The organism is Pseudomonas marvdashtae (assembly GCF_014268655.2).
Lineage (GTDB): Bacteria > Pseudomonadota > Gammaproteobacteria > Pseudomonadales > Pseudomonadaceae > Aquipseudomonas > Aquipseudomonas marvdashtae.
In genome coordinates this window covers 1-13,113 of the sequence record NZ_JABWQX020000005.1, presented here as the reverse complement: position 1 = coordinate 13,113, position 13,113 = coordinate 1, and the positions used below count along the sequence as shown (strand labels likewise).

At 59.9% G+C, this 13,113-nt stretch carries 11 protein-coding genes; 5 read left to right on the top strand and 6 right to left on the bottom strand.

The genetic code is table 11. From position 1 onward, the window contains the following. Positions 1-10: 10 nt before the first annotated feature. A complete protein-coding gene (gene algB / locus HU742_RS24395) occupies positions 11-1,357 on the bottom strand; it encodes a sigma-54-dependent response regulator transcription factor AlgB (protein ID WP_186614204.1) in 1,347 nt (448 codons plus the stop codon). 439 nt (positions 1,358-1,796) lie between these two features. Here algB and HU742_RS24390 point away from each other — a divergent pair, with 439 nt between their 5' ends. The 5 genes from HU742_RS24390 to HU742_RS24370 all read left to right on the top strand — a co-directional run bounded on the left by HU742_RS24390 (position 1,797) and on the right by HU742_RS24370 (position 6,175). Then, positions 1,797-2,084 carry a hypothetical protein gene (locus HU742_RS24390; protein ID WP_186633416.1) on the top strand — a complete coding sequence of 96 codons (288 nt, stop codon included), beginning with the start codon at positions 1,797-1,799 and terminating at the stop codon, positions 2,082-2,084. Positions 2,085-2,164: 80 nt separating this feature from the next. Continuing rightward, complete coding sequence (locus HU742_RS24385; RefSeq protein WP_003177151.1) at positions 2,165-2,329, top strand: DUF1328 domain-containing protein; 165 nt, start codon at positions 2,165-2,167, stop codon at positions 2,327-2,329. Positions 2,330-2,331: 2 nt separating this feature from the next. Further along, entirely contained in the window at positions 2,332-2,796 is a 465-nt protein-coding gene (locus HU742_RS24380) for an inhibitor of vertebrate lysozyme family protein (protein ID WP_186644987.1), read from the top strand. Between the two features lie 698 nt (positions 2,797-3,494). Beyond that, positions 3,495-4,826, top strand: a complete 1,332-nt coding sequence (gltP, locus tag HU742_RS24375) for a glutamate/aspartate:proton symporter GltP (protein WP_186633422.1) — start codon at positions 3,495-3,497, stop codon at positions 4,824-4,826. Between the two features lie 119 nt (positions 4,827-4,945). Then, positions 4,946-6,175, top strand: coding sequence for a nucleoside recognition domain-containing protein (locus tag HU742_RS24370; RefSeq protein WP_186633425.1), 1,230 nt, complete (start codon positions 4,946-4,948; stop codon positions 6,173-6,175). A 10-nt stretch (positions 6,176-6,185) separates the two neighbouring features. Here HU742_RS24370 and HU742_RS24365 read toward each other — a convergent pair whose 3' ends face one another. The 5 genes from HU742_RS24365 to HU742_RS24345 form a co-directional block, all read right to left on the bottom strand. Next, positions 6,186-7,193, bottom strand: coding sequence for a DUF5924 family protein (locus HU742_RS24365; RefSeq protein ID WP_186644989.1), 1,008 nt, complete (start codon positions 7,191-7,193; stop codon positions 6,186-6,188). A gap of 55 nt (positions 7,194-7,248) precedes the next feature. Then, positions 7,249-8,637 carry a M16 family metallopeptidase gene (locus HU742_RS24360; RefSeq protein ID WP_186644991.1) on the bottom strand — a complete coding sequence of 463 codons (1,389 nt, stop codon included), beginning with the start codon at positions 8,635-8,637 and terminating at the stop codon, positions 7,249-7,251. A 168-nt stretch (positions 8,638-8,805) separates the two neighbouring features. Beyond that, positions 8,806-10,464: a Na/Pi cotransporter family protein gene (locus HU742_RS24355; RefSeq protein ID WP_186633433.1), complete on the bottom strand. Its 1,659-nt coding sequence runs from the start codon at positions 10,462-10,464 to the stop codon at positions 8,806-8,808. Positions 10,465-10,712: 248 nt separating this feature from the next. Next, positions 10,713-11,480: a TerC family protein gene (locus HU742_RS24350; RefSeq protein WP_186633438.1), complete on the bottom strand. Its 768-nt coding sequence runs from the start codon at positions 11,478-11,480 to the stop codon at positions 10,713-10,715. Between the two features lie 79 nt (positions 11,481-11,559). After that, a complete protein-coding gene (locus HU742_RS24345; RefSeq protein WP_186644993.1) occupies positions 11,560-12,867 on the bottom strand; it encodes a CitMHS family transporter in 1,308 nt (435 codons plus the stop codon). Positions 12,868-13,113: the final 246 nt, after the last annotated feature.

The following is a 13,113-nucleotide window of genomic DNA, read 5'->3' as shown; positions in this document are numbered from 1 at the left end:
AAGGTGCCGCTCACAGGTTGTATTGCTTGCGTTTGCGGTACAGCGTAGAGGCGTCGATACCCAGGGTCTTGGCCGCCTGGTCGAGTGTGTCGGCGGTGGCCAATACTGCGCCAATGTGGGCCTTTTCCAGTTCGTCCAGGCTCAGCGCGGCGCCAATGCGCGGCGCATTGTTGGTCGGTTGCTCGGCCATGCCCAAATGACTGATTTCGACTTTTTCCTGCGGGCAGATGATGCTGGCGCGCTCGACCACGTTGCGCAGCTCGCGAATATTGCCTGGCCAGCGATAGCCTAGCAGGGCCTCGCGAGCCTCATCGCTGAATCCTCTGGCAGGGCGCGCGTACTCCTTGACGAAGCGCGCCAGGAAGCGGTCGGCGAGGGTCAGGATGTCCTCGGTCCGCTCGCGCAGCGGCGGCAGGTGCAAGGTAATGACGTTCAGGCGATACAGCAGATCTTCCCTGAAGCGCCCATCACGCACCATGTCCTCAAGATTCAGGTTGGTGGCCGCGAGAATGCGCACATCGGCCCGACGGGTGACGGGGTCACCGACCCGCTCGTACTCTTTGTCCTGGATGAAACGCAACAACTTTGGCTGTAAAGCCAGGGGAAAATCGCCGATTTCGTCAAGAAACAGCGTGCCGCCATCGGCCTGGTTGACCCGACCCAACGTGCTTTCGCTGGCTCCGGTAAACGCACCGCGGCTGTGACCGAACAATTCGCTTTCCATCAGTTCGGTGGTCAACGACGGGCAGTTGATGGTGACACAGGATTTTTTCGCGCGTTTGCTCCAGCCATGGATGGCCCGTGCGAGTTCGCCCTTGCCGGTGCCGGACTCGCCGAGGATCAGAATGTTCGCGTCGGTATTGGCAACCTGACGGGCAGTCTCGAGGACCACTTTCATCGCCGGACTGTGGGAATCGAGGCCGTCCTTTGGCTTGCGCACCTCGCCTTCCAATGCTTCGAGCCTGGCGGACAGCTGGCGTACTTCCAGTTGCTTGGCGGTCGCCAAGCGCAATTGGTCCGGGCTGCAAGGCTTGACCAGATAATCGGCGGCCCCGGCCTGGATCGCATCGACGGCGGTGTCCACAGCCGAGTGGGCGGTGACGATGACGACGCGCATCCAGGGAGCCTGGATACGCATCTGTCCCAATACATCGAGGCCGTTGTCCTCACCCAGGCGTAAATCAAGGAAGCACAGGTCAAACACCTGGCGTTGCAGCAGGGCTTCGGCCTGCGCGGCACTGTTGGCGGTGGCGACGCTGTAGCCTTCGTCTTCCAGGCAATAACGGAAGGTACGCAGGATGGCGGACTCATCGTCTACCAGCAGAATGCGGCCTTGATGCTCAGTGGCGGATTCCATTTTTCCTACGCTCCTTTAGTCAATGATGATGGTTAGTGTCAGAAAAATCGGGCAAGTTGCATGGTCGATTCTGACCGAATAATACCCATCGAAGGCTTCGTTGTGGACGTTATGAATCTAAGAGCCTGATTTTCATCAATTTTTTAGTTTCTCTTCGCTTCCCACGGTTCGGCTCGCTCATTCCGACATCCGTTTCCGACTGTCAATTCAAAAAGAATCTTACACCCGAGTTTCTGAAGGGTCGTGCAGAACGCACGACGTGCATCTGGCCCATCGTGCAGGATGCGCCCTCAGCTCTTTTGGCGGTGCCATTAACTAATTGATTTTAAAGATATTTATTGAGAGCAAATTTCTGGCATGCCGACTGCAATGATCCGGTCAACGTGGCGTTTTAGAGCGCCTCAACCAGATCACCGCTAGGGTGCGGAGGAATTTCAGGATGAATCGTCAACGTGCCGCCCAGTTTCGCATTACCTCCCTGCATATCCAGCAGGGTCTGTGGGCCGTCCTCGCATTGCTGGTCACGCTTGTGGCGGGTCAGCAGTTGTTGCTTTGGCATGAAAGCCAACAACCGGAAGCGCCCCTGGTCTCGACGTACCGTGCTCCCCAAACCCATTTCATCGCCGCCGGCAACCTCGCGCAAGCCTCGGCTTCGATGCGAATGATGTCCGTCGACGAGGCGCAGCCGTTGACTGAGATGCCTCGCGAACAGCGCTGGGTTTTCTAATTCGATAAACCGGCTGTCCGTTACGCCGGAACCATCATCGCCAGACCCTAACTAAATAGAAAAGCGTAAGGAGAATCACCATGTTGAGCTGGGCAATTACCTTCCTGATCATTGCCATCATCGCCGCAGTACTGGGCTTCGGTGGTATCGCGGGCACCGCCACGGGCATCGCCAAAATTCTCTTTGTCGTGTTCCTGGTCATGTTCATCGCCTCCTTCTTTTTTGGTCGTCGCGGCCGAGGCTGATCATGAGCGTGTCATTCAAAGGACTGGCCGCCGCCCTGCTACTGGGCGGCAGCGCCATGGCAATGGCTGCCAATGATGGGCAGATGCGGGTCAATCAACTGCTTCAGGCAGACCCGCAGTACCGTGAGACCTGGCAGGGAGTGGTCAAGAAGGAAGAACGTCTGCCGGAGTGGGTCATGAACCTGACCGGTGCCTCCGAGCAAATGAATGCGGTCGAGGAGGATGGCGACCAATACCTGGTCGGGCCATTGTGCGAAACCCAGGATACCTGCAAGAGCAAGCGTCTGATCGTAGCCGTCAGTTTCGACAAGGACGATGCTTACGCCATGTTGGTCGAGGTGCCCGCGGGCCTCCCGGCCGACAAGTCGCCAACCCGTCATGCGGACTATCGCTTCCTCGGCAATCCCGATGAAGGTATGCAAGAACTGTTAATGGAACAGCTCAAGAAAGATCCAAACTGGTACTGATTTCTTGAAACGAGAAAAGCAGCCCTGCTTTTCTTCCTGCGAAGCCCGAGGAGGGCCTAAGCATGACCAGGGGGCTGGGACGTTCTGACCATCAGGGTCGGAGTGACCTACGGGCACAAGGGGTGCCTGCGAAAGGGCCGGGTCAGGTAAAAAGCTGCAACGCAAGTTCGCAAAGTCGCGCAGACTTGGCGAACTTGCGTAGAGCTTGAGTTCGCTAAACCCTTCGCTAGAGCGGTTGGCTATTTTTTGGCCTCCCCGGCACAACGCCGCGGCATATTGTCTCGCTCGGTCGCCACGACCATCGGCGCGTGACCGTATATCGGAGAGCGCTCAAGCTATTTGGCCGGTCAAAGCCCTTTACCCGGGCAGCCTTTCATCGAATCCTCCTACCTGCGAAACCAAGCCCTACTACGCTGAAATGGCCGGTTGACGGCGTTTATGCCTGATTGAATGTCGTATCCGAACCGCTTGGGACGAACGTTTCGATTTGTAAATCTCATGCCGATTCGGCATAGGGTAGGCGTTTACGGCATTAGACGATCCCCCCTTGCATGGCAATAGTTGCGCCTTTTTTCGCCTGCCAGTAAGCGCGCCGTACGCGCTCCGGGTGATCTTGTACGGGGCGGAAGCATGGCTACTGACGTCATTGGCGGTCAGTCCGCGCCCTGCCCGAGTCCAACTGAAGTAAGGGTAATGATATGAAGAAGGCAAAATTAAGCCTCGCCTGGCAGATCCTCATCGGTCTGGTACTCGGGATTGCAATCGGCGCGCTGCTCAACCACTTCAGTGCCGAGAAGGCCTGGTGGATCAGCAACGTGCTGCAACCGGCAGGCGATATCTTTATCCGTCTGATCAAGATGATCGTGATCCCCATCGTCATCTCCTCGCTGATTGTCGGCATTGCCGGGGTGGGAGACGCGAAGAAGCTGGGGCGGATCGGCTTCAAGACCATCGTTTATTTCGAAGTCGTCACCACGATCGCCATCGTCGTCGGCTTGCTCCTGGCGAATTTCTTCCAGCCGGGCAATGGCATCGATATGAGCACCCTGGGAACCGTGGATATTTCCAAGTACCAGGCCACCGCCGCCGAAGTCCAACATGAACATGCGTTCGTCGAGACCATTCTCAACCTGATTCCTTCCAACATTTTCGCGGCCGTCGCGCGTGGCGAAATGCTGCCGATCATTTTCTTCTCGGTTCTGTTCGGCCTCGGGTTGTCCAGCCTGCAATCGGATCTGCGCGACCCGCTGGTGAGGATGTTCCAGGGCGTATCGGAAAGCATGTTCAAGGTCACCCACATGATCATGAAATACGCCCCCATCGGCGTGTTTGCCCTGATCGCGGTGACCGTCGCCAACTTCGGTTTCGCCTCGCTGCTGCCGCTGGCGAAGCTGGTGATCCTGGTTTATGTCGCTATCGCATTCTTCGCCTTCGTGGTGCTCGGCCTGATCGCGCGCCTGTTCGGCTTCTCGGTGATCAAGCTGATGCGCATCTTCAAGGATGAGCTGGTGCTGGCCTACTCCACCGCCAGCTCCGAGACGGTGCTGCCGCGCATCATCGAGAAGATGGAAGCGTACGGTGCGCCAAAGGCCATTTGCAGCTTCGTGGTGCCTACCGGTTATTCCTTCAACCTTGACGGCTCGACGCTGTATCAAAGTATCGCGGCGATTTTCATCGCCCAGTTGTATGGCATCGACTTGTCCCTCAGCCAGCAACTGCTGCTGGTATTGACCCTGATGGTGACCTCCAAGGGCATCGCTGGCGTGCCGGGCGTATCGTTCGTGGTGCTGCTGGCGACCTTGGGCAGTGTTGGCATTCCGTTGGAGGGCCTGGCGTTCATCGCGGGTGTCGACCGCGTCATGGACATGGCACGCACGGCGCTGAACGTTATCGGCAACGCCTTGGCCGTGCTGGTCATTTCCCGTTGGGAAGGCATGTATGACGATGCCAAGGGCCAGCGCTACTGGAACTCCCTGCCGCACTGGCGCAGCAAAGAGTCGCTGCCGGCCGGTGAAACGTCCAACCGTTGATTCATTTCCTGGATCATCGCAAGCGTATGTAACGTACAGGCAAACCCCGGAGAAATCCGGGGTTTGTCGTTTCGGCCAGCCCCGCTATCATTCGCCGCATCTTCCGGGGGACTTTACCGATGCTCAATGGCCTGTGGCTTGGCTTCTTTATCGTGGCGGCCGTGTCGGCAATGGCGCAGTGGCTGATCGGCGGCAACGCCGGGATTTTCGCGGCCATGGTGGAAAGCATCTTCGCCATGGCCAAGCTCTCGGTCGAGGTCATGGTCTTGCTGTTTGGTACCTTGACGCTGTGGCTGGGCTTCCTGCGCATCGCGGAAAAAGCCGGCATCGTCGATTGGCTGGCCAAGGCCCTCGGCCCGCTGTTTTTACGTTTGATGCCGGAAGTCCCCGCTGGCCATCCGGCAATTGGCCTGATCACCCTTAATTTCGCTGCCAACGGCCTGGGACTGGACAACGCCGCCACCCCCATCGGCCTCAAGGCCATGCGCGCGCTGCAAGACCTCAACCCCAGCCCGACCATCGCCAGCAACGCGCAGATCCTGTTCCTGGTCCTCAACGCTTCGTCGCTGACACTGCTGCCGGTGACGATCTTCATGTACCGCGCCCAACAAGGCGCGCCGGACCCGACCTTGGTGTTCCTGCCGATCCTGCTCGCCACCAGCGCGTCGACGCTGGTGGGGCTGCTTTCGGTGGCCTTCATGCAGCGCCTGCGCCTGTGGGATCCGGTGGTGCTGGCTTATCTGATCCCGGGTGCGCTGGTGCTGGGCGGCTTCATGGCGTTGCTGGCGACGCTCTCGGCCACAGCGTTGGCGGGGCTGTCGTCGATCCTTGGCAACCTGACGCTGTTCGGCCTGATCATCCTGTTCCTGGTGGTGGGCGCGCTGCGCAAGGTCAAGGTGTATGAGGCGTTTGTCGAAGGCGCGAAGGAAGGGTTCGACGTTGCGAAGAACCTCCTGCCGTACCTGGTGGCGATGCTCTGTGCCGTCGGCGTGCTGCGTGCCTCGGGCGCGCTGGACTTCGGCTTGGACGGCATCCGGCATCTGGTGGAGTGGGCCGGCTGGGACACGCGCTTCGTCGATGCGCTGCCGACCGCCATGGTCAAGCCGTTTTCCGGCAGTGCCGCCCGGGCGATGCTGATCGAAACCATGAAGACGTCCGGGGTGGACAGCTTCCCGGCCCTGGTAGCGGCGACCATCCAGGGCAGTACCGAAACCACGTTCTATGTGCTGGCGGTCTATTTCGGCGCCGTGGGTATCCAGCGGGCGCGCCACGCCGTGGGCTGCGCGCTGCTCGCCGAACTCGCCGGTGTGGTGGCGGCGATCGGGGTTTGCTACTGGTTCTTTGGTTGAGGGGCAGGGTTCAAGGAATCACCTTGAACCGCAACACGCCGATCAACTGGCCATTCTCGGTCAGCACCCGCACTTGCCACTTGCCCGTCGGGTCGCCGGGGAAGTTCTGCTTGTGGGTCCAGGCGCGATAGCCTTCCTTGCGCCCGCCATGAATATCCAGGGCGATACGGTCCACCTCTTTGCCGTTGAATTGCCAGACGTGGTAAATCCGCTCATCAAGGCCCCGCGGCGCGTTGATGGCGGTGTAGGCGTACAGGCCATTGCTGCGAATCTGGGCGGCGCTGACTTCCTTCAGGCTGGCACCCGGCGTGCGGTCTTCCAGCTGGGTGCTGATCGCGACTTCGGTCATCCACAGCGTGGCAGGCGGCACCCAGGAGCGCAGCACCCAGCCGGCGGCGCCAATCCCCAAGGTGATGCACAGAATCGCCAGGGCGTTGCGCACGGTGCGGATCGGAAAGATCGAGGCCAGGCTTGGGAACGACAACAGCATGGCGATGCCCAGCGCCAGCTTGAAGCTCTGGTCGGTGGTCAGGTGCAGAATCACCGGCAGCGCGGTGAGCAGGGCGGCGAACAGCGTCAGCGTATGCAGCGCCAGGAAGGCCCAGCGCCGGGGCGCGAGCCATTTGTAGTACAGGGGATCGATGATCGAGACCAGCGCCGCCGCGGCGAGCAGGCCGGTAAACAGCAGTTGGCTACTGTTCCAAGTGGTGGTGATGAAGAAAAACGGCAGGACGAAAAACAGGCTTTCCTGGTGAATCATCTGCGTGGCGTAACGCAACAGCGGCTGGGGGATCTCCCGTTTGAAAATCTTGGTGAACAGCCGGGTCAGGCTGTTTTCCAGCATCAGCCAGAGCCAGCTCACCAGCATCATGATGGCGATCCAGGTCGCCAGGCCTTGCTGACGGTCCACCAGCATGAAACTGCCGACCCCGGAAATGAAACCGCCGAGCGCGATGACCCCTGGGTAGCGCTTCATCAATTCGAGGATGCGCTGGATTAAATGAGTCAGGTTTGGCATTCGGCAGTTTCACAGTAAGTCGTAGAAATATCGCTGACAGAGTACCACTGCCCATTCATTCCAGGTTCCGTCGCGCCCTGCGACGCAGTCGCCAGGCCAGCAGCAACAGTAACAATGCCACCAAGGTGGCCAATCCCCAGACCAGTTGGTCATCACTGACCAACGGCTTCTCGATCCGCAAGTAACCCGGGTCCTTGAGGAGCTCGCGCAGGGCCTGGTTGGCTTGTTCCAGGCTGACCTCCTGCAAGCGGGCCGCTGGATTGGCGAAGCGGCCGTCTTCGTAGTCGCCCAGGGCGCTCCAGTAATAATCGGCCAGTGCGCTGTTGCCTTGAACGGCCCAGGATTGATGGGCAATGGCCGCGCGTTTGATCCGCACGAAGCTCTCGGGGTCCAGGCCGTCCTTGAGCAAGGTGGTACGCAGCGCTTCCAGCGCCTGCTCGGCCTGGGGCAGGTCCTCGCGGCTCAGGTCGGCGTTCAGGCCCATGAAGCCGACGCCACCCAACACTTCCCGTTCCGCCCAAGGGCCATAGGACAGGTTGTTGGCCAGGCGCAGCTGACGATAGAGCGCCCAGTCCAGGTAATCCTTGAGCAAGTCGAAGGTTTCGTCGTGTTGCTGCTCCAGCACCGGCTCTGGAAACAACCAGTGAAGCTTGGCGCCATCGCCGACCAGGCCGCGGATCAGGTTGCGTTTGGTGACCGCGCTGTAGCGGATTTGCGGCAGCGGTGCGTGGACGCTGGGCTCGACCGGTTCGAGTTCGCCATACGTACGCTCCAGATAGGCCGGGAGCAGACGGTCGAGGTCGCCGACGACAATCAGCGTCATGTTGTTGGGGGCATACCAGGCCTCGCGCACCTGCTCGATTTTCGCAAGGGTGAGGTGCTCGACTTCGGCCCGTTCCGCGCAGCGCAAGCCCAGTTCCACGGCCAACTGATTGCTGGCCTTGTGGCCGATGTCCTGGCGATCAAGCCAGCGTTGGAGATGGGTGTAATGCCCGCCGTCTTCGCGTTCAACCACTCGTTTGGCCGCTTGCAGGGCCTTGTCGTCGATGCGGGTGCGGGTCAGCAGCGCCAGCAACAAATCCAGGACCTTGCGTTGATTGCTCGCGGGCGCCTCGATAACGAATGTGGTATCGGCATTGCTGGTAAAGGCGTTCCATTCGCCGCCCAACGCCTGCATGCGTTCTTCCAGGCCGCCTTCGCCGCTATCGTCGACACCGCTGAACAGCAAATGCTCAAGCAGATGCGGCAGCTCCTTGTCGGCGCACTTGAAATCATCGAGGCCCACGCCGACCACCAGCCGAATCGCCACGTGTCCACGGTCATTGCCGGGCTTGAGCAACAGCTGCATGCCATTGGGCAATGTGTAGCCTTCGACCTGGAACCGGTCCAGGGCAGCCACGGGTAGGGAACCGAACAAAAGCAGGGCGAGTAACAGGCAACGCATAGCGAGCTTCCTGGCGGCTGAATGAAGATCCATGATTGCGGACCAGCCCTATCGCGAGCAGGTGCGTTCCCACTTTGGGTTTACGCTGTGTTCATGACCGTGGGAGTAGTCTGGCTCGATTGGCTTGAGGTCCGGCCCTTTTTAATGACTGGCCCAGGCGCCAGTCGTTCAAGGCGAATGCGTGATGTCGGAAATTTCATCAACGGCCAGCGCGCCGATCTCCGAGGTTTCCAGCACCACGTAGGCACTGCCGCAGAACAGCGAGTTCAAGCGCCTCATGTCGGCGATCAGCTCCAGGTGCAGGGAACTGGTCTCGATACTCTGCACGACCTTGCGGTGCAGGCGGCTGACATGGGCGTGGGCCATTCGCCGTTCCTGTGCGCGAAAACGCCGTTTCTCCCGCAGCAGTTGGCGAGCGCTTTCCCGGTCGGCGCTGAGGAACACCGACAACCCCAGGCGCAGGTTGGCGATCAGATGGCTGTGCAACCCCGCCAGTTCTTCCAGGCCCACCTCGGAGAAAGATCGACGTTGCGAGGTTTTCTGTTGCTGGACCTTGCGCAACATGCGCTCGATGAGGTCGCTGGCCAGCTTGAGATTGATCGCAAGCTCGATGATTTCCGCCCAGCGACGACTGTCCTGCTCGCTGAGGTCCTCACGCGGCATTTGCGCCATATAAAGCTTGATGGCGCTGCACAGCGCTTCGACATCGTCGCTCATGCCGCGCACTTGCTGGGTGATTGCCGTTTGCTCGCCACGCAGCACGCCGAGCATGGCTTCGAGCATGTTTTCGATCAGGTCGCCGATGCGCAAGGTTTCCCGGGCCGCGTTCGCCAGCGCCAGGCTCGGGGTGGCGAGGGCGGCGGGGTCCAGATGCCGAGACGCGGCCGTACCATTGATTTCCGCACGTTCCGGCAGCAGCCAGGCACACAACCTGCCCATGGGTCCGACGCTTGGCAGCAGGACCAGGCAACGCACGGAGTTGTAGAGCAAGTGGAAGCCAATGACGGTTTCCTGGGGGCTGAAATCCAGACTGTCCAGCCAGCCCACCAGTGGATCGAGCACCGGAATGATCAGCACCAGGCCGATCAGCTTGTACAGCAGGCTGCCCAGCGCTACTTGGCGTCCGGCGGCGTTCTGCATGCTGGTGCTGAGGAAGGCCAGGATGCCGCTGCCGATGTTGGCACCGATCACCAGGCCGATGGCCACTGGCAAACTGATCACGGCGGCGCCCGCCAGTGTCGCGGTCAGCAACACGGCCGCCAGGCTGGAATAGGAAATCATGGCGAACAGCGCGCCGACCAAGGCATCGAGCAGGATGTCGCCGGTCAGCGAGGCGAAAATCACTTTCACGCCCTGGGCCTGGGTGATCGGCGCAGCGGCTTCGACGATCAATTGCAGGGCCAGGATGATCAGGCCGAGGCCGATGCCGACCCGGCCCATTTGCCCGACGCGGGTCTGCTTGCGCGACAGAAAGAAAATCACCCCGAGGAAAATCAGCAGCGGTGACAACCACGACAGGTCCAGGGTAAGCACGCGGGCCATCAAGGCGGTGCCGACATCCGCACCGAGCATGGTCGCCAGGGCAGGGGTCAGCGTCATCAGCCCTTGGCCGACGAAGGACGTAACAAGCATCGCCGTGGCATTGCTGCTCTGGACCATGGCCGTGACCATGATCCCTGCGATAAACGCCAGCCAGCGCTTGGACATGTTCTGGCCAATGACATGGCGCAGGTTCGAGCCGTAGACCCGCAAAATGCCGGTACGGACGATATGTGTGCCCCAGATCAGCAAGGCCACGGCGGAGAGTAGATTCAGCAGGGTCAGCATGAGGAGCCCCCTGTTAGCGTCCCAACGGGACAAATTGACGGTGCCACATCGTTCTACTTGTACTTAAGCTGTAGTTGGCGAACGGTTCGGGCGCCAGCATTGCACAGCTAAAGAATCGTTTGAAACAAAACTGTCATAAGACGGTTTCGGCAAGGACGTTGCGGATCTTGAATGTTGCGCAACAGCTCACTTATCTGCAGGTATGAAAAAGGGGCTCCAAGAGCCCCTTTGTTTATCGCCCTACACCATTACTGACCGGGAAAATCCTTGCGCAGTTTCACCGGATCCTGTTGCTTGCGCTTGCGCGCCATGGCGATACGCATCTTGATGTTGATCGCTTCCACCGCCAGCGAAAACGCCATCGCGAAGTAGACGTAGCCTTTTGGCACATGCACCTCGAACGACTCGGCGATCAGCACGGTACCGACCACCAGCAGGAACGACAGCGCCAGCATCTTCAGCGACGGATGCTTGTCGATGAAGCTGCTGATAGTACCCGCCGCCAGCATCATCACCAGCACAGCCACGATGATTGCCGCCACCATCACCGGGACATGGGAGACCATGCCGACTGCGGTGATCACCGAATCCAGCGAGAACACGATGTCGATGATCGCGATCTGGACGATGGTGTAGATGAAGCTGCCGCCCTTGCCCGAAGGCTCATCGTTGGTTTCGTCTTCACCTTCCAGCGCGTGGTACATCTCCTGGGAGCTTTTCCACAGCAGGAACAGGCCACCGAAGAACAGGATCAGGTCACGACCGGAGATGCCCTGGCCGAACACTTCGAACAGATCGGCCGTCAGGCGCATGACCCAGGTAATGGACAGCAGCAACAGGATCCGCGTGATCATGGCCAAGGCCAGGCCGAAAATCCGGGTGCGCGCCTGCATGTGCTTGGGCATGCGGCTGACCAGGATCGAGATCATGATGATGTTATCGATGCCCAGGACGATTTCCAGGGCGGTCAGGGTAAAGAAGGCAACCCATATTTCCGGGTTGGTCAGCCATTCCATGTGAGTTCCTTTGAGCGAGTGTTAGGCCGCGCCGTGCCCCTTCGGTTGTCCGACAGGGGCGCCGCAGCGGGCGATGCTTTTATAGAGTGCTGAACAGCGGAAAAATCCCCATCAGCAAGGCGGCGAACATTATGCACAGGCAAACCAGCACTGCCCACTTCAAGGTGAAGCGTTGGTGATCGCCGAACTCGATCCCGGCCAGCGCCACCAGCAGGTAAGTCGACGGAACCAGCGGGCTCAGCAGGTGAACGGGCTGGCCGACGATGGAAGCACGGGCCATTTCGACGGCGGTGATGCCGTAATGGCTGGCGGCTTCGGCCAAAACCGGTAACACCCCGTAATAAAATGCATCGTTCGACATGAAGAAAGTGAACGGCATGCTCACCAGCGCGGTAATGACCGCCAGGTAAGGACCGAGGACCTCCGGAATAACCGCCAGCAAGCTCTTGGACATGGCATCGACCATGCCGGTGCCGGTCAGGATGCCGGTGAAAATCCCCGCCGCGAAAATCAGCCCGACCACCGCCAACACGCTGCCGGCGTGCGCCGCGACGCGGTCTTTCTGCTGTTGCAGGCATGGGTAGTTGACGATCATCGCAATGCTGAAAGCCACCATGAATAGCACGGGCAATGGCAGCAAGCCGGCAATCAGGGTGCACATCAGGGCCAGGGTCAGCGCGCCGTTGAACCAGATCAACTTCGGACGGCGGGCATCCGGAAACTGCGAAACGCTGATTTCGCTGTGGTCCATTTCATCACCGGCCAGGTGCAATTCACCCAGGCGGGCACGCTCGCGTTTGCCGTACATATAGGCAATCGCCAGGATCGCCACGACGCCGGCCAGCATCGCTGGGATCATCGGCACAAAAATGTCGGACGGATCCACATGCAGCGCACTGGCCGCCCGGGCGGTCGGGCCACCCCACGGGGTCATGTTCATGACGCCGCCGGCGAGGATGATCAGGCCGGCCATGATGCGTGGGCTCATGCCGATGCGGCTGTAGAGCGGCAGCATCGCGGCTACGCAGATCATATAAGTGGTCGCGCCGTCACCATCGAGGGAAACGACGAGCGCCAGGACGGCGGTACCGACCGAAACTTTCAACGGGTCGCCCTTGACCAGCTTGAGGATCTTGCGCACGGCCGGGTCGAACAGGCCGGAGTCGATCATCAGGGCAAAATAGAGAATCGCGAACATCAGCATCACCCCGGTCGGGGCGAGCTTGGTGATGCCTTCGAGCATCATCGGGCCGATTTTCGGCGCGAAGCCACCGAACAGGGCGAACAGGATCGGGATGATGATCAGGGCGATCAGCGCGGACAGGCGCTTGGTCATGATCAGGAACATGAACGTGATGACCATGGCGAAGCCAAGGAAAGTCAGCATGGGAAATACTCCAGGCGTGGCGCGGCTATGAAATGCGAACCGGACAGGTCAGCGCGAAATGCAAAGCACGAGGGGGACGGATGGAGTGGGTGCAGCGGGACGGGAAGCAGCGGACATCAGAATCACCATTGTTGTTGTTAAAAGGGCCGCACGAGCTAACGAAGACTCGTTTTAGGCCACCGGTCTATTGCCGGTAGGTGAGCCGATCCTAATCGCGCAAGCTTTCAGCAGCCTTTCGCCACAAAA

Excerpts from the sequence above, each read along its gene's own strand:
- algB (WP_186614204.1), bottom strand. The coding sequence starts at position 1,357 with ATGGAATCCGCCACTGAGCATCAAGGCCGCATTCTGCTGGTAGACGAT.
- HU742_RS24390 (WP_186633416.1), top strand. The coding sequence starts at position 1,797 with ATGAATCGTCAACGTGCCGCCCAGTTTCGCATTACCTCCCTGCATATC.
- HU742_RS24385 (WP_003177151.1), top strand. The coding sequence starts at position 2,165 with ATGTTGAGCTGGGCAATTACCTTCCTGATCATTGCCATCATCGCCGCA.
- HU742_RS24380 (WP_186644987.1), top strand. The coding sequence starts at position 2,332 with ATGAGCGTGTCATTCAAAGGACTGGCCGCCGCCCTGCTACTGGGCGGC.
- gltP (WP_186633422.1), top strand. The coding sequence starts at position 3,495 with ATGAAGAAGGCAAAATTAAGCCTCGCCTGGCAGATCCTCATCGGTCTG.
- HU742_RS24370 (WP_186633425.1), top strand. The coding sequence starts at position 4,946 with ATGCTCAATGGCCTGTGGCTTGGCTTCTTTATCGTGGCGGCCGTGTCG.
- HU742_RS24365 (WP_186644989.1), bottom strand. The coding sequence starts at position 7,193 with ATGCCAAACCTGACTCATTTAATCCAGCGCATCCTCGAATTGATGAAG.
- HU742_RS24360 (WP_186644991.1), bottom strand. The coding sequence starts at position 8,637 with ATGCGTTGCCTGTTACTCGCCCTGCTTTTGTTCGGTTCCCTACCCGTG.
- HU742_RS24355 (WP_186633433.1), bottom strand. The coding sequence starts at position 10,464 with ATGCTGACCCTGCTGAATCTACTCTCCGCCGTGGCCTTGCTGATCTGG.
- HU742_RS24350 (WP_186633438.1), bottom strand. The coding sequence starts at position 11,480 with ATGGAATGGCTGACCAACCCGGAAATATGGGTTGCCTTCTTTACCCTG.
- HU742_RS24345 (WP_186644993.1), bottom strand. The coding sequence starts at position 12,867 with ATGCTGACTTTCCTTGGCTTCGCCATGGTCATCACGTTCATGTTCCTG.